This is a genomic window from Pseudomonas sp. 5Ae-yellow, from assembly GCF_014077575.1.
In the GTDB taxonomy this organism is placed as follows: Bacteria; Pseudomonadota; Gammaproteobacteria; order Pseudomonadales; family Pseudomonadaceae; genus Halopseudomonas; species Halopseudomonas neustonica.
Genome location: NZ_JACGWE010000006.1, coordinates 122230 through 140386 on the forward strand (window position 1 = coordinate 122230; position 18157 = coordinate 140386).

An 18157-nucleotide genomic window follows, 5' to 3' on the forward strand; every position below is an offset into this window, starting at 1 on the left:
GACGCCTGAATCGTCCGCATACTGCTCTCGGCTGAGCGTCAGCGGTGCGCCGCTCTGATGATACCTTGCTATTTGCTTCATGGATTGGCGCCAGGTCACCAGTATGGCTGTTTGGCTCGCGGGCCAGGGCTTTCGGCTGGTGCGCTGTTATGGCAGGCGTTGTGGTGAGGTGAGCTGTCACAAAGAGACAACAATTCTGTGCGACACCGGCTCAACTATGTCGATATGCTGGTCCAGCTCGTGAGCGAATAATATCAGCGCGTGATTTCAACCCGCGTCTACTAATAACAATGTACTCAGAAGGGAGTTATCCATGGGAGCCATCGTTGGCGGAGAAGGGGGAACCCAAGGCCATTTGGTCGGCTACGGGTCCAAGGCGTACCGCAATTATGTACTCTTCGCACTGACCCTCATTTACATCCTGAATTTTGTTGACCGCGCTTTGCTAGCGGTCGTCGGCCCCGATCTGGTGCCGGACCTTGGTATTACCGACACGCAATTTGGGCTTCTCACTGGCTTCGGTTTCGCCTTGCTCTATACCGCCGTGGGTATTCCGCTAGCGCGCTTTGCCGATGTCGCTCATCGCGTGTGGATCATGACAATCTGTGTGGCCCTCTGGTCGCTGATGACCGCAGCTTGCGGCCTTGCGACGGAAGTCACCATCGGCTCCATGACTATCGGCGCGTTCTGGATTTTGCTGATGTGTCGCGTCGGTGTGGGTATCGGCGAGGCGGGCTGTACGCCGCCGGCCAACTCGCTGATCGCGGATTATTTCATTCCGCGTGAAAGATCCCAGGCGCTGGGTTTCTACGCCATGGGCGTTACGCTCGGCACCATGGTGGCCAACCTGATCGGTGGCTGGGTTACCGATATGTTCGACTGGCGCACGGCCTTTTTCGTCGTCGGTTTGCCAGGCTTGCTGGTCGCCCTTGTTTTCAAATTCACAGTCAAGGAGCCGCCACGCGGCTACACCGATCCGCGGCAAGCCGAGGTAAAAGAGCGAGCCAGCCTGGGCGAGGCTATCCACGAGTTGATGGGCAAGCCTGCATTCTGGCTGATGACCGCTGGCGCAACCATTGCTGCGTTCTGTGGTTACGGCATTTCTTCGTTTCAGTCACTCTTTCTGGTGCGTACCTACGAAATCACCGCGGGTCAGGCAGCGATCTGGATCAATACACCGGTAGCCCTCTCCGCGGCCATTGGCACCTTCGCCACCGGTTGGCTAGCGACCAGGATTTACAAGAAGCACCCGGGCGCCATCGCCTGGGTACCGGCTCTGGGTCTGGCACTGTCGGTTCCCTTTTATATCTTTGCCTTCACTACCGACAATCTGCTTTACGCTGCCATCGGCCTGATCATCGGCGGCTTCGTTAAATACGGCTATCTAGCCGCTCAGTACACTATCGGCCAGGGTGTGGTCAGCGGGCGTGTGCGCGCCATGGCTACGGCAGTGATGCTGCTGCTCGTCAACCTGGTTGGCTACGGCTTTGGCCCGTTGTTCATTGGCGCAGTCTCCGACATCTTCTTCAAGTCTGGCATCGCCGAGCTTGGGGTCGCTGCTGGCGAACTGGCGCGCAACCAATGTCACCCCGCGGTGGTTGGTCAGCTGAACGAGAATCTGCAGGAAGTCTGTGGCCAGGTCTACGCGCAAAGCCTGCAAACCTCCATGGTTATAATGGCCTGCCTCTACATTGCCAGCGCTCTGTGCTTCTTTTTGACCTGGCGCCGGCTGGGCAAGGATATGGTGGACAGACAGGTTTAAAAAACCGATCACGCCATAAGTGACTACCCAGAGGGCGCATTGCGCCCTCTTTTTTTTGCGCTTAAAAGAGTAATTGGGGGAGCATCATCGCACGCCAAACTACGTGACCTGATTGCCGAGCTCGGTAGCGAGCTGCTCGACGTCAGCCACGGTCAGGCGTTGCAGGAACTGCTTTTGTTTATCACGCGGGGATAGCCTGGATGTGAACTGGTCGATTCTCCAGTGCGCTGAGCCAGGGGGGCAGCGGGCAGGGCGTTTGGCCGTGGTTAGTCACTTAGAGCAGAGTAACCAGGTGGACCAGAGGCATTAATGTTGATCTGACCCTGGTCTTGATGTGTCCCGTTTATTCATCACCTGCTGATTAGCGCTGGCAGTCACAAATGGTAAAAGTTATCTGGCTGGACGGCACGGGGCACTCGGCTATATTCTGACAGTCCGTTATCAACATGGACTCCTTAGTGGACCCCAGCCCCGCAGCACCCAGCCGCTTCGCCCTTTCTGTATCGCGAGTGGCAGTCAAATGATCGAACCTGTCATTAGCCTTATATTTGGTATTCTGGTCGTCCTCACTATCATCGCGGTAAATGGCTATTTTGTGGCGCAAGAGTTTGCCTACATGGCGGTTGACCGCACCCGGCTCGCCGCATTGGCTGCCGGGGGTAACGCATCGGCAAAGCGCGCACTGGCGGTCACGAAGCGTACGAGCTTCATGCTATCGGGCGCGCAGCTGGGCATTACTGTCACCGGCCTGCTCGTGGGTTATGTTGCTCAGCCGCTCGTTGGCGAATCGCTAGGCGCGTTACTCTCAGTAACCGGTATTCCAGCTGAATCCAGGGTGGCTGTCGCAACCGGCTTGACTCTGGTCGCGGCGACGATCATCCAGATGATCGTGGGTGAGCTGTACCCGAAGAATCTCGCCATCGCCAATCCTGAGCCGCTGTCGCTGGGCCTGGCCCGCTCCACGCTCTTTTATATGTCAGCCTTCGGCTGGTTGATCAGCTTCTTCGACAAGTCTGCCAACCTGCTCTTGAGGTTGCTGCGTATCGAGCCGATTCATGACCTCGACGTCAGTGCTTCGGCTACCGATCTGCCGCACATCATTGCTGACTCGCGCGACAGCGGGGATTTGCCCCGTGAGCTTTCATTCATGCTGGATCGCATCCTCGACTTTCCGCAGCGTAACGTGGAACACGCGATGGTGCCTCGTTCACAGGTTGACTGGGTCGAGCCAGAAACAACGCTGCAAGAACTGCGTGGTTTGATGGCGCGTGCGCACACCCGCTACCCGGTGATTGATGACGATGATGCGCCAGTGGGTGTGGTGCATCTTGCTGACGTATTGGCGCATCTCGACTCGGGGTGCGGACACGAGACCGTTGCGTCCCTGATGCGACCGGCCAAGGTGCTGCCGACGCTCATGCTGCTGCCAGATGCACTGGACCAGTTGGTGCAAACAACCAATCAGTTGGCCTGCGTGATCGACGAATACGGCGGTTTCGCTGGGGTGTTGACGATTGAAGACCTTGCCATGGAAATTGTCGGCGAGATCACCGACGAGCATGATGCTGAAGCGGGCGATGCTATCGTAGCGGAGGGTAACGACACATGGACCATGGAAGGCGACGTCCACCTGGACGAGGTTAGGCGCATTATTGGGCATGACCTGCCACGCGTTGATGTGGAGACCGTTGCTGGCATGGTCATCGCAGAGCTTGGCGCGCTGCCAGAGCAAGGCGACACTATCAGCATTGACCTGCCGGTCGACCCTGCCGAGCTGGTTGCCGACGAACCCACGATGTATCGACTCGAAGTTGACGTGTTGCGTATTGAAAGACATATCCCCGCTGAAGTTCGCGTGCGACTGGTCCAGTTCCCCATGGCGGAGGAAGAGCGATGAATGATCCCTTTTTCGTCACGATAGCGACTATCGTCCTGATCGCCCTCAGCGCCTTATTTGTGATCATCGAGTTCGCGTTGCTCGGCGCTCGCCGGCATCGTCTTGAAGAGCTGGCCGTTAACAGCCTTTCGGCTCGAGCCGCGTTGCGTGGTATGAATGATCTGACACTGATGCTTGCCGGCGCTCAGCTGGGTATAACACTATGTACCTTTGCTTTGGGTGCGGTGACCAAGCCTGCGGTCGACGTTTGGCTCGGCCCGGTATTTATCGCCTGGGGCTTGCCCGATTGGGCCGCGGCTGGCACAGCCTTTGGCCTTGCGCTGTTTCTAGTGACATTCCTGCACCTAGTAGCCGGTGAAATGGCGCCCAAGTCCTGGGCTATTGCACACCCGGAAAAATCGGCCCTGGCGATTGGCGTCGTCTCACGCATTTATATCTGGCCCTTGCGTTTGTTGCTGAGTGGGGTCAACCGAATCGCCAACCGCCTGGTCAAGGCCTCGGGTGTCGAACCCGTAGAAAGTGCTGCAGTTGGCGGCCAGGATATCGCGACCATCCGTCAATTGGTTGAGCATTCGGCAAAGGTCGGTACGCTGATGCCGCAGATGCAGCAGCAACTCTCAGGCTTGATCGACCTAGGCACGCTGGCCGTTGAAGCCCTGCTGGTTAAAGGCGAGGCGCCGGTTTACGTTGAGCGGGATGCGACGGTGGCAGATGTTCGCGCGACAGCCATGCAGACCGGGCACTTGCGTATTCTAGTGTTGGGTGCGGGCATCCAGCCGTCCGTGGTTCATGTGCGCGACACCTTGCTTGAGCCGGAAACTCGTCCGGCGCACGAGCTCGCCCGGACAGCATTTGTGCTCGACGCAAAAACTCCCGTCTATGACGCACTGGCGCGCATGCGAACATCGAGCGTTCAGCTTGCTTTGATCGTTAGGGAGAATCGTCTGCTTGGCGTGGTAACCCTGGCCGACATTCTGAAACGGGTACTGCCTGCGCCGTCCAGCGCTTAATGGCCGCAAACCCGCTTCGTCGCCTGCGTCTAACCAACCCATAGCCGGTTGCTCCGCAGCTCAAGCGCGGGTGAACGCATTGCGCCCGGTGCACCCGGTGTGATTGGCGCCGCCCGCACCACCCAAGTAATCAGGACGCGAAGTACGCTGCCAGCACGTCCTGGAGCTGTTGTACTTCTGCCAGCTCTGATTCAAATGACGTGACGAACCGCACTGCCAGGTGATCTGCCTTGATATCCAGGGCCTGTGGCACGCTGTTTGGAAGCCAGTCATTCAGGCGTACGCCTTGTGCCTTGAGGTGCTCGAACAGCGCTACGGGAATGACAGCGAACAGCTCGTTGGCCTGAACCGGCCAGGCGATCTGGATCGCGGGGTAGGGCTGCAGGCATTGCTCAAGCGCCAGAGCAATCTCATTGGCGTGCCGGGCCAGCGTGAGCCAGTGATCGTCCTTGAGCCAGGCGCACATTTGCGCACCAAACAGGCGACCCTTCGACACCAGGTGCCCTGCGCGCTTGCGACGCAGATCGAAGTCTTTTGCCAGCGCCTCGTCAAAAAAGATAACCGCTTCCAACGCCAAGGCACCGTTCTTCGAGGCACCCAGACAGAGCACATCGACACCGGCCTTCCAGGTAATGTCAGCGGGTGTGCAATTCAACGTTGCCAGCGCATTGCTGAAGCGAGCGCCATCCATGTGCACACGCATGTCAGCCGCATGCGCGACCTCCGTCAGAGCGCGCACTTCCTCAACGCTATACACCAGCCCACTTTCAGTACACTGCGTGATACTGAGCGCGCCGGGTATCTGGTTGTGGGGGCGGTCTTTGGGCAAGGACTGCAGCGTGTCGCTTAGGCATTGCGCCGTCAACTTATCGCCATCGTCACCCATCAACACCAGACGAGCACCGCCGGTAAAAAGCTCAGGCGCACTCAGCTCATCAACCGCGATATGCGCCTGTGAATGACAGAGAATGGAATGCCACGGCTGCACCAGCGCGGACAACGCCAGGCAATTAGACGCCGTCCCGGTCGCCACGAAAAACGCCTGTACCGGTTTTTCGAAAACCGCAGACAGCTGCGCAACCGCAGCTTGCGTCCATTGGTCATTGGAGTAAGAACCCGCCACCCCCACAGAAGCCCCGACAATCCCTTGGAGTACGGCTGGTGATACGCCAGATTGATTGTCGCTTGCGAAATTCATGGAGACTATCTCTATGGTGGGGGAAGGAGAGGGGCGAGGTTAACATATAGCCACCCAGACGCTTGGCTGTGAGTTGGTCCTTGTAGCCCATAACCTGTTTGCCGAGTTCGACGTTAGCGACGGGCAGGCGGTGCGCGTGCGGGTGGGTCTGCCTGCTAAGGGACAATATTCATCTGACCCCATTTGCTCTGATCCTTGATCATCTTCACGACTTCCAGCTTGAAGCTGTCGTCGAATTTTCTGCGTGTGTCGCTCATAAGAAATTCCTCGATAGATGCATTTTCCACCTATCGGGGTATGCGGGGAAATTAAACCACCACAGAAACGCTAAAGAGGTCCAACAAAAAGCTGGCAATGTGCTATTTTCTGTCTCGAATCAGCATTTTCATCTTAGGGAGCAAGGCATGGTATTCGAGAAGGGAATTAAATTTGCGATTGCAGCAGGAGCTTTGAGTCTGGTTACAGCTTGCTCACATAACGTTCCAGCTTGCAGTGATCAAGAATCAACTGAGTTGGTGAAGCAAATTGCAAAAGACGCCATTGCAGAAGAGGTTGGCCGCTCAATGGCTGACCAGACACTGCTAAGCGTTGAAGCAATTCGCACTACTGATGAGAATGAGAAAACCGGTGCTCTTGAGTGCGCCGCTGAACTTATAATCCTACCCCAAAGAAATGTATTTCCAATCACATATACAGTAGAAGCTACGGACGATAATGGTTTCTACGTTACAGTCTATGGGATTTAGGACCGAAAATGGATAGTAAAAAATACTTATACAAGCCCCGAATGGGTATTTTGCTCATATCATTAGCTTTTTTGGGTATTGCCAGTGTTGTTGTATTATTCCTATCGTTTGAGCCAGTCAGAAGCCACTTTATTGGAAGGCTTTTAGTTAAATATGACTTGAACGCAAAGCTTATAATAGCAGCAGTAGGCTGGGCTGGTCTTGCCTTGACTATCTTCGGAGGTTCTGCGTACCTAAAGATAGCGAAGCTTGGCGATAGATTTGTTGAAATTATTAACGGACGGTTTCGCGCACCGTTATCAGCTGGCTCCAAAGCAATAATTGATGTGCCATTGAAAGATATTAGCAAGGTAGGTTTTGTTGATGTGGCATCAACAAGAGTCATTACTGTGCATTATCCATCAGGCAAAGCTGAGTTCATAAGCACGATGTTCCCTGTCAAAGGTGACTTTGATGATCTTTACCAATCGCTGATAACAATCACTAGCTCCGGTAGCGACTTGCAAACATAAGCAACTAGCCTGATACCACTAGATTAAAAAAACCCTTACCCTTATGCGAAGGGTTTTTTTATGCGTTAGAAAAAAATCGGGGTCAGATGAGCGTATGTGTTCAGCTATCTCAAAGGAAAACGGCAAGACCTGACCCTGATCTCGAGTGGTCGATCAGAATGAGCAGAAGAATTAATGCTCATCTGACCCCAATTACGCCTTGATCGGTCAAGCGACAGTGGCATAAACAAGACCTCGGACCACACTTGGCGTTGCGGTATGCGGGGGTAGACAGCACATCGCGCCCTAGAATAGTCTTGAAGCACAAATGGATAGCTCAGCGCAGCCAAGGCTCAGCAGAGCGGACTTTGCACAACGGCAAAGGTATTACCAAGGACATGGGTATAAATCTGCGTAGTACGCACATCGGTATGCCTAAGCGCGGTCTTCACCGTGCGAGTGTCACTGCCGCGGCGCAGCGGCCCCGAGCCGTACATCAGCGAAGCAAGCAGCTTGTGAGGCTCAGGCAGCAGCGCGATGAGCGGGGTTGCTTCACTGCGTGTCAGCACCGTGGGGATACGTGCATAGCGCTTAGTCCGTACCGTGTCACCGATATCGCCCAGCGGCGGATCAAGCACCTTACCGTAAAGAATTACCAGAGCGTTGAGCGTCCTATTCTGCGTGGCAGCCGCTACATGCCGCCTGACGGCAAGCCAGGTAAGAAACTCGCTAACTTCCGCTGGCCCCCTCTCCAGAGCGTGACGCATCCGGTGGTAGCGCGGGAAATAGCGCATCCAACACCAGTAGGTTTTCTCCGTCCTAATACTGTAGTGATTCACCCTGATGACGTTACGAAACTGTTCTCGCAGGCGCGGCTTGGCTGCTGTGGTATCCGTACCGCATCCGTGCTGTACGTTTGTCCAGTATGATTGGTTGCACAAAAAGAGGAAGTCAAGCGAATACAGGCAGTACGCAGTGATGAGAAGGTAACTGGCTGTTTTAAAAAGAAAATTTACGTATTTTATCGACCGGCCGAGGTGTTGTTATGAAGAAGTCACGAATATGCAATCATAAAGCCGTCGGTCCACTCAACTGTTATTCGCACGATAGCGAGCGAGACCCAATATCAGCATAGTGCAAATTGCAGAAAATGCTGTATATCCAAACAGTATATCGGTTGCGGCTGATATGAGAACAAAGTCTAGGAAATGAAATTGACAGACCTCTGCCTATCATCAAACCTTAAGACCAAGTGGTCGCCGGTAAGCAAGTGGTGATTTGCTGTACAGGACGACCACTTGGTCTTAAGGCAGAGAAAAGGCCATCAATTGCTCATCCCTCTCGCTCGCTATTCGGCAAGCTGCTGGCGTATCCATTTGCTGTGGCAAATGTCAGTGCAACGCCATCAGCAAATAACAAGGTGGTAGTGTCGGACGATTCCGCAGATGACACACTGCTTGCGAAGCAAGCAGTCCGCCAAATGCGGCCTCGCCGCACACCACGACGTTATGCGGCGGCAGAGAAATAGATGGATCGTAACGTAAAAGACAAGGTGGACGGATGGGATATTTCTTTACAGAGAAATGTTCACATGTATTGCCATGCGCTATCCGTAAAAAATGGCCAGCTTGACTTCAGTATCGACTGTGAAGACTTGGTTACAGAAGAGAAAACTATAGGAATTTGGCTCTACAACTCCGAAATCCCTGAGTCTATGGTTGGCGAGCTACAGAAAGTATTGCTCAAGTGGGCAAGCCAATATGATGTGAGATTTCACATATACACAAGCAAGCTTGAATATGTCACTAACAAATAGGGCGCATAACAATCGCAGGCACAGCGACGGCTTTTTCACTCCGGCTGCGCCTCCATTACAAAGCCGCGCGTGCTGCGGGCGTTAGGCAAACAAAGGAGAGCACTATGAACGTCAAGAGAGCAATCGTTGCCACCATTTTTGCGGTAGCGTTCCCAACAATGGCGTCAGCAGTATGCCCATATGACCCGAACTGCTTAGACAATCCATATGGTGCTGGTAGCCCATACAAAGCAGACGGGCTAAACAACCCCTATAGCCAGTACGGCAGCCCGTACAGCAATAAGTCACACACAAATCCTTATGCTACGGACGCACCGAAGCTCTACGACAGCCAAGGGAATTACAGAGGGCGCCTTAGTAACAACCCGTACGATCCTGATTCCACATCGAATCCCTACGGTAGATATGGAAGCAAGTATTCACCGGACAGCATCAATAATCCATACGGAGCGGGCAATCCATATTCGAATGAGCCAATTTATGTTGTCCCATCTAAATAGCATTCGGGGATATCAGGAGAATAAAATATGGCAATAAAGAAAATTCATCCGCCTAAGCCACCAAAACCAGTAGACCGCCTGCAAAATATGAAAACAGTGCGGCCTATAGGAAAAACAAAATGGGTTAAGGCGCACTGGCGTTGGAATTATGGAACACATAAATGGGAATGGGTTTTGGGTCATTGGAGCAAATAAACATGCCTAACAAGGCAAATTCACTCGGACGGCAAAAAGCGGCGCTCCTCGTTCCTCGTCGCTCTGCTTTTTGCCGCCGGTGATTTGCAGCGTTAAGTCTCACTAGGGTCGACAAAGATGCATTATAGAAAGCTAACATATCTCTTGATTTTGACAATCTTACTATGTGCTGGCTGTGGTGAAGGCAAAAATCACAAAGAATACTTTCCAGGCAAAAATGGAGAAAAACCTACTGATTTTGTCTATTCATTCCAGAAGGACTACAAGTTAGCAGAAGCAGAGGCTTTAATATTTCTTAACAAAGTAGAAATCTTCGCTGAAAAAAACTCGATGTATGAAGGAGAGAATACTGAGGACTTAAAAGGTTTTGTTAGCAAGTATTATGTTGCGGGACCGCCAATGAAGTTTTTACTCAAGATTGTACAGTTAGACGCTTCCGCCTACAGATTGCAAATATCTAATTATCCGGGGCGCGAGTGTACATTGTGTCGTGACTTTTCAAGTAGTATTGATTCAGAGTTGTCAGCTGCAAATCAATAAATCGGCCACAATTAACAAAGCCATTAAAAATCACTCAACAAAAAGCGTTGGGCTGGACTCGCAAAAGCAGCTCGCCTTTTATGGCGGTGTTAAGTGGCAACAGAGAGACCATGAATTCTATGCTTAGTGCAACCAATCAAAATTGGAAAATGAATGTCTTTTATATATCCTTAGGTATGGGCGCTTTTTTAATGTTTGGTGGAAGATATTTTGGTGATCTATTTTCTATAGCTCATCCGGCGTATATAAATATTGCCGGCGTTCTTATTGGATTGATATCATTTTTTGTAGCATGTGTATCTATTAAATGCCCAGATTGCAAAGATAAATGGTTTTGGCGTGCAGTATCTAAAAGTAAAAGTGGGGACTGGTTGTTTTGGCTTAAATCGCAAATATCGGGTCCAGCATGCAAACAAGGTGCTAATAATGGCACTTAACAAAGGTAGCCAATTGACCTCCGTAAGCTGTCTTGGTTTTTGCAAAAATACGCAAAAATACAAGCCATCTTACTACGGCAATTGCTACCGGCGTTAGATTCCTATGCATAATCTCTACGAGTCAATAAAGTTCACAGAGCAGCATCATTTAGAAATAGCGGAATTATTCGACTACTCAAAAGTGCCAGTTAGTGAACTAGACCTAGCCATAGAAAAATACAAGAAGTACGTAACTAACGACGAATCACCACGATATCTGTACCTGATTCGCCGCACAGGAACGAAATACTACAAAATAGGCATTACAAACGACCTAAACAAACGCTTATCCACGCTCCAAACTGGGTGCCCACATGAGCTACGTATAATCTTTTATGCGGAAGCTGATATGGATGATTACTTGGGCAAAGAAATTAAGTACATCGAAGAGTTCTTTCATAAAAACTTCAACGAGCAGCGACACAGAGGTGAGTGGTTTAAGCTAGGTTACCATCACCTCTCTGACGTAGTCATGTTCCTCGATCTCAATAGAGAACTTGCTGTGAGAATCCTCTCGACAAATGAGCTCTCGAATTATCTTCAAAAACGTGAACGGCTTGGTAATGATGCTGAGTAGGCATCTAACCACTGGTTCAAATCGCTCACTTCGTTCGCTGGGACGGGCTAAAGCACGCCCCTTAATCAAACGTTAGCTCTGATTGAGTAATACCTATTGCTGCTGTCTACTACATTTTCGGGAAGAGGAGATTCACTGGCACCACACGGACCCAAGCCCCATCTGAGCGGGCGAGTAGCGCAGAGCTGTCGGGAAAAAGATGCTCGCGGTGTCTGAGCGAAGCGAGTTTGCGAGTATCCCCGGTAGGTCGAGCAACGCAGCGAACCCGAAGGGCCGCGCAGCTGGGTGCCCAGGGGAGTTGTTAGAGGGGAATGGGCAAGCATTCCCCTCTAACTCGCCTAGAGGCGAAAAGCGATAACCAGCCAGTGCAAGGCAGACCTAACCCACTACTCTCCGAAAAGTCAGGTTATACCTAACCGCCCCGGTTGCGGCATGAGAAGCCCGCTTCCCCAGCGGCGCCACTCCATGAAAATACAACCGACTAACCCCACCCCAAACCACCACATCCCCATGCTCCAACAACCACCGGCTGGGTTTATCGGTCCGCAACAAGCCCCCAAATAGAAACGTAATAGGCGCGCCCAGCGTCACTGACACAATAGGCGCTCCAAGGTCCTGCTCGTCTTTATCCTGATGCAAGCCCATACCCGCCCCAGTCTGATACCGATTGATCAAACAGGACTGCGGCTCAAAGCCCTCAAAACCAACCTCAGCAGCAGCGCGTACCGCCAGCTCACGAAAGGAGGCGGGCATGGCAGGCCAAGGCTTATCAGTTAAAGGGTCTTCAGTGGTGTAACGATAGCCGCGCTTATCGGTGACCCAGCCGTAAGTGCCACAGCTGCACTGCGCGGATGACATGGCATGGCCACCGGGCGTGACTTGGTGACGAAAGGCGGTCTGTTGTTCGATCTGGCCGATCTGCGCCAGCAGGTCATCCGCCTGCGCATGGGCAAAGCCTTTCAGCAACCAGGCATCCGGGGCAATGGCGATGGACTCCGGCGTGGGCGGGGCGAAGAGGTCAAGACTACTCTGCAAACGTGGCCTCCCGACGTAACAGCTCGCGCTTGCGCGCTACGCCCCAGCGGTAGCCGGAAATATCGCCATCGCTGCGCAGCACACGGTGGCAGGGCACGACGATAGCGAGCGGGTTAGCAGCACAAGCGCTGGCGACGGCGCGGGTCGCTTTGGGTCGCCCGAGGCGGCTGGCCAATTCGCCGTAGCTGATGGTGCTGCCGTTGACGATCTGCTGCAGCTGCTCCCACACCTGTTGCTGAAACTGAGTGCCGTTTGCGTTGAGCGGCATGCTTAGCGCCAGCGGTTGTTGCGGGCGCTCGATAAAGGCCAGGAGTTGCTGCATGTCGGGGCGCAGCCGCTCAGGGTTGGCTTGCAGGCGGGCACCGGGAAAGCGGCTCTGCAAATCGCGCAGCAGGCTTTCATCATCGTCGCCGAGCAATATGCTGCAGATGCCCAGCTCGCAGGCGCCGAGAAGTAAGCCGCCGAGTGAGCAGTGGCCGGTGAGGTAATCAATGCACAGGGGTTGGGTAGCCATGCTGTTGTACGCTGCTGGTGAGTTGATCAGCGCTCAGTGTCCGACTTCCAGCGGCTGGCAGCAAGTGCTGCAAACCGCTGGCGACGGTAAAAAAGCAGACGAGGTGGCGATGGCCACGCAGGTAGCTTTGTGGTTAGAACTTCATGCCTGGCAGATTCAGCGACGCGGTGTTGCCACCGTCGACTGGCAGGGCCTGACCTGTGACGTAGCTGGCATCGTCGCTGGCCAGAAAGGCAATGGCGCTGGCGATTTCTTCCGGACGGCCATAGCGGCGCAGCTCGCAGCGCGAGCCCAGCTTGTCTTCCTTTTTGTTGCTGCGGGCATACTCAAACACGGGCGCGGTCATGCCGGTTTCGATCAGGCCGGGGCAGACCGCGTTAACGCGAATGCCTGAGCCGCCCAGGTCGCAGGCCGAGGTCATGGTGAAGTTGATCACACCGGCCTTGGAGGCGCTGTAGGCGTTGCCGCCAGCGCCGGAGCGAATGCCCGCCACGGAGGCGGTGTTGACGATGGCGCCCTTGCCCTGTTTCAGCATCTGCTGCGAGGCATACTTGGTAAACAGCATGACGCCGTAGAGGTTGACGGAAATGATCTTCTGCCAGGTCTCCAGGCTTTGTTCGGGCGCGCCGCTGTAGTCACCGCCAGCGATACCGGCGTTGTTGCACAGCACATCCAGGCTGCCGTAGTGGCTGATGGTTTCGGCTACGCACTGTTCGACGGCGACTTCGTCAGACACATCCAGGGTGCGGTGCTGTACCTCGGTGCCAGCGGGCAGTTCGCTGAGGGTCTGTTCCAGACCTTCGGCGTTACGGTCGACCAACATGAGTTTGGCGCCTTCGCTGGCCAGACGTTTGGCGGTGGCGCGGCCAATACCGCTGCCGGCACCGGTGATCAGGGCAATCTTGTTATCAAAACGTTGCATGGTTCCTGTCCTCTGCTGTGCTGCGTTGTAAGCGAGTGCGGCGGCGCCGCACTCCTTGTTATTAATGATCGATGCTGACGTCTTCGCTGGGCGGCTTGCTGGCAGCCTGCGCTGCATCTATGCCGAGGGTGCTGGCCATGGCGGCGGTGTCTACCTGCCAACTGCTGGCGATATCACGCTCGATGCGCACGGGTGAGAGGCTGATCATGCCCTCACGCAGTGCACCCACGTCGGACTGCAGGCCGGTGACCTTTTCGGTCTGACGCTGGAAGCCGAGCCAGTAGTAGGGCACGCCACGGGTGTCTTCACGGCGCTCGATGTTTACGCCGCCAATGCTGCCGCGCTGTGGGCGGCAAATGGCAACGCCACGTACCTGCTTGGGCGGTAGCGCCGGGAAGTTGATGTTCATGGCGCAGTCTTCCGGCCAGCCTTCGGCCAGCAGCTCACGCACCAGCTTGCCGCCATACTCGCGGGCGGTATCCCATTCGGTGGGCACACCAGCGTGATAGGCCTGACTCAGAGCAATGGCGGGAATACCCAGCAGGGTGCCGGTGAGGGCGCCGCCGATGGTGCCGGAGTAGGCGACCGAGTCGCTGATGTTGGCGCCGTGGTTGACGCCAGAGAGCACCAGGTCAGGTTTCTCGGGCATGAGTTCAGCCACGCCAAGCAACACGCAGTCACTGGGTGTGCCGCTGACGCTGAAGCGGCGCTCTTCAAAGTGATGTACGCGCAGCGGGTGATGTACCGAGATGGACATGGAAACACCGCTTTGGTCCAGGTCTGGAGAGACGATCCAGACTTCTTCGGCGATCTGCGCAGCGATCTCTTCCAGCACTTTCAGGCCGGGGCCGCGCCAGCCATCATCGTTGGTCAGCAATACGCGCTTGATTGGCTTGGACATAGAGATTCCTTTGCGATTTTGGCTATTCGGGGATATCGGTAGGCGAACGATTTTTAGGTACAAGCAATGCGGGGCACCTGATGAGGTGCCCCGCGAGGGTGTTGCCGAGTTACTTGCTCTGGGCTATTTCCCAGCCGCGATCAGCCAACAGGCTGGCGCGTTTGCCGACTTCCAGTGCATCTGCGTTGCTGGCGTTGCCTTGCAGCGCGCGGTGGTAAACACCTTGCACGATGGCGGCCAAGCGGAACAGCGAGAAGGCTACATAAAAGTTCCAGTCTGGCACACCGCTGCGGCCGGTGTGTTGGCAGTACCAGTCCAGCACTTGCTGCTCTTCTGGCAGGCCAAGGGCTTTCAGATCGGCACCGACCAGGCCTTTGGCGCCATCGACGTTCACTGGCATGTGGTAGGGCAGGCAGCAGTAGGCCAGATCCGACAGCGGGTGGCCAAGGGTAGCCAGCTCCCAGTCGAGGATGGACACGACTTTGGATTCGGTTGGATGCAGCATCAGGTTGCCGATACGGAAGTCGCCGTGGGCGATGGTGGTGCTGTCGTCCGCCGGGATGTTATCCGGCAGCCACTTCATCAGGGCGTCCATGGAAGGCATGTCGTCGGTGCGGCTGGCTTCAAACTGGCCGCCCCAGCGCTTGAGCTGACGGGCGATGTAGTTGTCTGGCTTGCCGTAGCTTTCCAGACCAATAGCTTTCCAGTCGGCATTGTGCAACTGGCCCATGGTCTGGATCATCGACTGATAGATCGGCATGCGTTCTTCCTGCGCGACTTCGGCCAGCTGTGGCTGCGAGTAGACGCGACCGTCAACGTAGTCCATCACATAGAAGGCGGTACCGATGATCTCGGGGTCTTCACACAGCAGATGGACGCCGGGTACCGGCACATCAGTGCTACCGAGTGCGTTGATCACCTGGTACTCACGCTCGATCATGTGTGCCGAAGGCAGTAGTTTGCCCGGTGGCTTCTTGCGCAAAACGTACCGTTTTTCACCGATTTCCAATAGGAAAGTCGGGTTGGACTGGCCGCCCTGGAACTGCTGGACTTTCATGCCCTGGTTGGCTCCGGGGAGGTAATCCTGCAGGTACTTGGCCAGTTTGGCCTGGTCAAACTGGTGTGCAGGTAATACGTCAATCAGGGTGGCTCCGCTCATCTTATGATCCTGTAGTGAATGGGTCTGTACAGAAAGTAACACGCCAGGCGGCTGCCTGGCGTGTAGAAAAGCCTTATGAATCAGGCGTTATCAGGTAATGGTATCGCCGCCATCGGCAACGATGGTCTGCCCGGTAACGTAAGCGCCAGCCCTGGAGCCCAGAAACAGCGCTACCCCGGCGATATCCACCGGCTCACCAACGCGGCGCAGCGGCAGTTGTTCTTCGACTCGCTTGAGGCGATCCGGGTCTTCGATCAGGGCTTGGGCGAAGTCGGTACGGATCAGGCCAGGGGCGATAGAGTTGACGCGGATATTCTGCGGGCCCCATTCCAGCGAGAGGTTCCGTGCCAGACCCGCTTCGGCCGCTTTGGACATGCCATATACGCCGATGTTGGCACTGGCACGCAAGCCAGCAATGCTCGACAACAGCACGATAGAGCCGCCACCTTGCTTGACCATGTGCGGGATCGTCATGTTGCACAGCCAGAAGGTGCCTTTGACGTTGGTGCCCATGATCTTGTCAAAGGCCTCATCGCTGACCTTGTGCGTGGGGCCATAAACCGGGTTGGTGGCAGCGTTGCACACCAGGATATCGATCTTGCCCCAAGCCGCTAGCGTCTGGTCGACCAGATTCTGCAACTGTGCCTTGTCGCCTACATGGCAGGCCACCGGCAGAGCCTCAAAACCCTGCTCGCGCAGTTCGCTTGCTACTTGTTCGCAGACGTCTGCCTTGCGGCTGGAAATAACTACCTTGGCACCGGCCTTGGCGTACTCCTCGGCAATCGCCTTACCAATGCCCTTGGTTGAGCCGGTAATGATGGCGACTTTGCCGGTTAAATCGAAAAGAGACATTTGGGCCTCGCTGTTTTTTTATCTTGTGGTTGTTTGTTCGGGTAGTGGTTAGAGCTGGATGGGGCTTGAAGCTTGAAGCTTGAAGCTAAAACCAGGGCAGGCTGCTTGCTTTTTTGTGGGAGGGCTCACTCATCCGTGGCCCCCCACAAAAAAGCAAATCAGATCAAAGCTTCCAGCTCAGCCTCTACCGCTGGCTGCTTCCAGCTTTCCGCTTCAAGCTTCCAGCTTGTTTTAAAGATATTGCCCCATTTCCAGCTTGGCGATGGTGCCCAGGTGGACTTCGTCCGGGCCGTCGGCCAGGCGCAGGGTACGGGCTTTGGCGTAGGCGGAGGCCAGGAAGGTGTCCTGACATACGCCTTTGGCGCCGAATACCTGAATGGCGCGGTCGATCACGTTGCAGGCCATGGTGGGGGCGACGGCTTTGATCATGGCGATCTGCTGACGAGCCACCTTGTTACCGTGCAGGTCCATACTGCGGGCGGCGTGCAGGGTCAGCAGGCGGGCCTGATCGATCTCGCAGCGTGACTTGGCGATGGCTTCGGCGGTGCTGCCGTGTTTGTACAGCGGCTTGCCGAAGGCAACACGCTCGGCGGCGCGTTGGCACATGGCGGCCAAGGCGCGCTCGGCGATGCCGATGCTGCGCATGCAGTGGTGAATACGGCCTGGCCCGAGGCGACCTTGAGCGATTTCAAAACCACGGCCTTCGCCCAGCAGGATGTTGGACACCGGCACGCGGACGTTCTCGTAGGTGATCTCGGCGTGGCCGTGTGGTGCGTGGTCGTAGCCGAACACGTGCAGGTCACGCACGATGGTCACGCCGGGGGTGTCCAGTGGCACCAGAATCATGCTCTGTTGTACGTGCTTGGGTGCATCCGGGTCGGTTTTGCCCATCACGATGGCGATCTTGCAATGCTCGTTCAGCGCTCCGGAAGACCACCACTTGGTGCCGTTGATCACGTACTCATCGCCATCGCGGCGAATTTCGCACTGGATGTTGGTGGCGTCGGAGGAGGCGACGTCGGGCTCGGTCATCGAGAAGCAGGAGCGGATTTCACCGGCCAGCAAAGGCTTGAGCCACTGCTCTTTTTGCGCCTCGTTGCCGTAGCGCTCGATGGTTTCCATGTTGCCGGTGTCCGGTGCGCTGCAGTTGAAGACTTCACCGGCGAAGGAGACGCGGCCCATGATTTCACAAAGGTGGGCGTATTCTTCGTTGTTCAGGCCAGCGCCACGTTCGGAGTGGGGCAGAAACAGGTTCCACAGTCCCTTGCCCTGAGCTTTTTTCTTCAGTTCTTCAAGAATCGCCGGGTGGCCCCATTTGTTCTCTTTGACCTGTTCGTAGAACAGCGCCTCATTGGGGTAGATAAACTCGTCCATAAAAGCTTCGAGCTGTTGCTTAAGGTCTTGCACGCGGGGGCTGAGTTCGAACATGGTGGGTCCTTTGCATTATTGTTTGGCGTGAAGGTATTTCACGGCGTCAGGCAATGCATGTGACCATATAGTCAGCCCGCTGCGAGATGAAGAATATCCTGCGGCTGGAATAAGGTTTTATAGATTTTGGTGATAGAG

At 55.0% G+C, this 18157-nt stretch carries 19 protein-coding genes; 10 read left to right on the plus strand and 9 right to left on the minus strand.

The genetic code is table 11. The features are described from left to right. The first annotated feature begins 313 nt into the window (after positions 1–313). The 3 genes from H4J77_RS06155 to H4J77_RS06165 all read left to right on the plus strand — a co-directional run bounded on the left by H4J77_RS06155 (position 314) and on the right by H4J77_RS06165 (position 4669). Positions 314–1762: an MFS transporter gene (locus H4J77_RS06155; RefSeq protein WP_182247504.1), complete on the plus strand. Its 1449-nt coding sequence runs from the start codon at positions 314–316 to the stop codon at positions 1760–1762. A 520-nt stretch (positions 1763–2282) separates the two neighbouring features. Beyond that, positions 2283–3659 carry a hemolysin family protein gene (locus tag H4J77_RS06160; RefSeq protein WP_182247507.1) on the plus strand — a complete coding sequence of 459 codons (1377 nt, stop codon included), beginning with the start codon at positions 2283–2285 and terminating at the stop codon, positions 3657–3659. Beyond that, entirely contained in the window at positions 3656–4669 is a 1014-nt protein-coding gene (locus tag H4J77_RS06165; RefSeq protein WP_182247509.1) for a CNNM domain-containing protein, read from the plus strand. Before H4J77_RS06160 ends, H4J77_RS06165 begins: the two co-directional genes overlap by 4 nt. Positions 4670–4799: 130 nt before the next feature. On the opposite strand, the gene H4J77_RS06170 is transcribed toward H4J77_RS06165, so the two are convergent. Then, complete coding sequence (locus H4J77_RS06170) at positions 4800–5867, minus strand: low specificity L-threonine aldolase (protein WP_182247511.1); 1068 nt, start codon at positions 5865–5867, stop codon at positions 4800–4802. A 404-nt stretch (positions 5868–6271) separates the two neighbouring features. On the opposite strand from H4J77_RS06170, the gene H4J77_RS06175 reads away from it, so the two are divergent. Together H4J77_RS06175 and H4J77_RS06180 are read left to right on the plus strand one after the other, a co-directional pair. After that, positions 6272–6613: a hypothetical protein gene (locus tag H4J77_RS06175; RefSeq protein WP_182247513.1), complete on the plus strand. Its 342-nt coding sequence runs from the start codon at positions 6272–6274 to the stop codon at positions 6611–6613. 8 nt (positions 6614–6621) lie between these two features. Further along, positions 6622–7125 (plus strand): hypothetical protein, encoded by a 504-nt coding sequence (locus tag H4J77_RS06180; RefSeq protein ID WP_182247515.1) that lies wholly within the window; start codon positions 6622–6624, stop codon positions 7123–7125. Positions 7126–7457: 332 nt separating this feature from the next. Here the strand turns inward: H4J77_RS06180 and H4J77_RS06185 are convergent, their stop codons facing one another. Further along, positions 7458–8045, minus strand: coding sequence for a phage integrase N-terminal SAM-like domain-containing protein (locus tag H4J77_RS06185; protein ID WP_182247517.1), 588 nt, complete (start codon positions 8043–8045; stop codon positions 7458–7460). A gap of 587 nt (positions 8046–8632) precedes the next feature. Between H4J77_RS06185 and H4J77_RS06190 the strand changes: the two genes are divergently transcribed. The 5 genes from H4J77_RS06190 (at position 8633) to H4J77_RS06210 (ending at position 11208) form a co-directional block, all read left to right on the plus strand. Beyond that, on the plus strand, positions 8633–8920 hold the full coding sequence (locus H4J77_RS06190; protein WP_182247519.1) for a hypothetical protein: 288 nt from the start codon (positions 8633–8635) through the stop codon (positions 8918–8920). Positions 8921–9447: 527 nt separating this feature from the next. Continuing rightward, positions 9448–9615: a hypothetical protein gene (locus H4J77_RS06195; RefSeq protein WP_182247521.1), complete on the plus strand. Its 168-nt coding sequence runs from the start codon at positions 9448–9450 to the stop codon at positions 9613–9615. Positions 9616–9732: 117 nt separating this feature from the next. Continuing rightward, the gene (locus tag H4J77_RS06200) at positions 9733–10155 is read left to right on the plus strand and encodes a hypothetical protein (RefSeq protein ID WP_182247523.1); all 423 of its coding nucleotides are present in this window, start codon (positions 9733–9735) and stop codon (positions 10153–10155) included. Between the two features lie 110 nt (positions 10156–10265). Then, entirely contained in the window at positions 10266–10592 is a 327-nt protein-coding gene (locus H4J77_RS06205; RefSeq protein WP_182247525.1) for a hypothetical protein, read from the plus strand. Positions 10593–10695: 103 nt separating this feature from the next. Continuing rightward, positions 10696–11208 (plus strand): GIY-YIG nuclease family protein, encoded by a 513-nt coding sequence (locus tag H4J77_RS06210; protein ID WP_182247527.1) that lies wholly within the window; start codon positions 10696–10698, stop codon positions 11206–11208. A 378-nt stretch (positions 11209–11586) separates the two neighbouring features. Here the strand turns inward: H4J77_RS06210 and alkB are convergent, their stop codons facing one another. The 7 genes from alkB to H4J77_RS06245 all read right to left on the minus strand — a co-directional run bounded on the left by alkB (position 11587) and on the right by H4J77_RS06245 (position 18019). Next, positions 11587–12243, minus strand: a complete 657-nt coding sequence (gene alkB / locus H4J77_RS06215) for a DNA oxidative demethylase AlkB (RefSeq protein ID WP_182247529.1) — start codon at positions 12241–12243, stop codon at positions 11587–11589. After that, on the minus strand, positions 12233–12757 hold the full coding sequence (locus H4J77_RS06220) for a methylated-DNA--[protein]-cysteine S-methyltransferase (RefSeq protein WP_182247531.1): 525 nt from the start codon (positions 12755–12757) through the stop codon (positions 12233–12235). The genes alkB and H4J77_RS06220 overlap by 11 nt, the downstream gene beginning before the upstream one ends. Before the next feature lie 133 nt (positions 12758–12890). Continuing rightward, entirely contained in the window at positions 12891–13679 is a 789-nt protein-coding gene (locus H4J77_RS06225) for an SDR family NAD(P)-dependent oxidoreductase (RefSeq protein WP_182247533.1), read from the minus strand. Between the two features lie 61 nt (positions 13680–13740). Beyond that, the gene (surE, locus tag H4J77_RS06230) at positions 13741–14580 is read right to left on the minus strand and encodes a 5'/3'-nucleotidase SurE (RefSeq protein ID WP_182247535.1); all 840 of its coding nucleotides are present in this window, start codon (positions 14578–14580) and stop codon (positions 13741–13743) included. 109 nt (positions 14581–14689) lie between these two features. Then, positions 14690–15739, minus strand: a complete 1050-nt coding sequence (locus tag H4J77_RS06235; protein WP_123890236.1) for a phosphotransferase — start codon at positions 15737–15739, stop codon at positions 14690–14692. A 90-nt stretch (positions 15740–15829) separates the two neighbouring features. Then, a complete protein-coding gene (locus H4J77_RS06240) occupies positions 15830–16591 on the minus strand; it encodes an SDR family NAD(P)-dependent oxidoreductase (RefSeq protein ID WP_123890235.1) in 762 nt (253 codons plus the stop codon). Between the two features lie 231 nt (positions 16592–16822). Next, complete coding sequence (locus H4J77_RS06245; protein ID WP_123890234.1) at positions 16823–18019, minus strand: acyl-CoA dehydrogenase family protein; 1197 nt, start codon at positions 18017–18019, stop codon at positions 16823–16825. Between the last annotated feature and the right edge of the window lie 138 nt (positions 18020–18157).

Bases quoted from the DNA above. Each gene is read 5' to 3' on its own strand.
- H4J77_RS06155 (WP_182247504.1), top strand. From the start codon at position 314: ATGGGAGCCATCGTTGGCGGAGAAGGGGGAACCCAAGGCCATTTGGTC.
- H4J77_RS06160 (WP_182247507.1), top strand. From the start codon at position 2,283: ATGATCGAACCTGTCATTAGCCTTATATTTGGTATTCTGGTCGTCCTC.
- H4J77_RS06165 (WP_182247509.1), top strand. From the start codon at position 3,656: ATGAATGATCCCTTTTTCGTCACGATAGCGACTATCGTCCTGATCGCC.
- H4J77_RS06170 (WP_182247511.1), bottom strand. From the start codon at position 5,867: ATGAATTTCGCAAGCGACAATCAATCTGGCGTATCACCAGCCGTACTC.
- H4J77_RS06175 (WP_182247513.1), top strand. From the start codon at position 6,272: ATGGTATTCGAGAAGGGAATTAAATTTGCGATTGCAGCAGGAGCTTTG.
- H4J77_RS06180 (WP_182247515.1), top strand. From the start codon at position 6,622: ATGGATAGTAAAAAATACTTATACAAGCCCCGAATGGGTATTTTGCTC.
- H4J77_RS06190 (WP_182247519.1), top strand. From the start codon at position 8,633: ATGGATCGTAACGTAAAAGACAAGGTGGACGGATGGGATATTTCTTTA.
- H4J77_RS06195 (WP_182247521.1), top strand. From the start codon at position 9,448: ATGGCAATAAAGAAAATTCATCCGCCTAAGCCACCAAAACCAGTAGAC.
- H4J77_RS06200 (WP_182247523.1), top strand. From the start codon at position 9,733: ATGCATTATAGAAAGCTAACATATCTCTTGATTTTGACAATCTTACTA.
- H4J77_RS06205 (WP_182247525.1), top strand. From the start codon at position 10,266: ATGAATTCTATGCTTAGTGCAACCAATCAAAATTGGAAAATGAATGTC.
- H4J77_RS06210 (WP_182247527.1), top strand. From the start codon at position 10,696: ATGCATAATCTCTACGAGTCAATAAAGTTCACAGAGCAGCATCATTTA.
- H4J77_RS06220 (WP_182247531.1), bottom strand. From the start codon at position 12,757: ATGGCTACCCAACCCCTGTGCATTGATTACCTCACCGGCCACTGCTCA.
- H4J77_RS06225 (WP_182247533.1), bottom strand. From the start codon at position 13,679: ATGCAACGTTTTGATAACAAGATTGCCCTGATCACCGGTGCCGGCAGC.
- surE (WP_182247535.1), bottom strand. From the start codon at position 14,580: ATGTCCAAGCCAATCAAGCGCGTATTGCTGACCAACGATGATGGCTGG.
- H4J77_RS06235 (WP_123890236.1), bottom strand. From the start codon at position 15,739: ATGAGCGGAGCCACCCTGATTGACGTATTACCTGCACACCAGTTTGAC.
- H4J77_RS06240 (WP_123890235.1), bottom strand. From the start codon at position 16,591: ATGTCTCTTTTCGATTTAACCGGCAAAGTCGCCATCATTACCGGCTCA.
- H4J77_RS06245 (WP_123890234.1), bottom strand. From the start codon at position 18,019: ATGTTCGAACTCAGCCCCCGCGTGCAAGACCTTAAGCAACAGCTCGAA.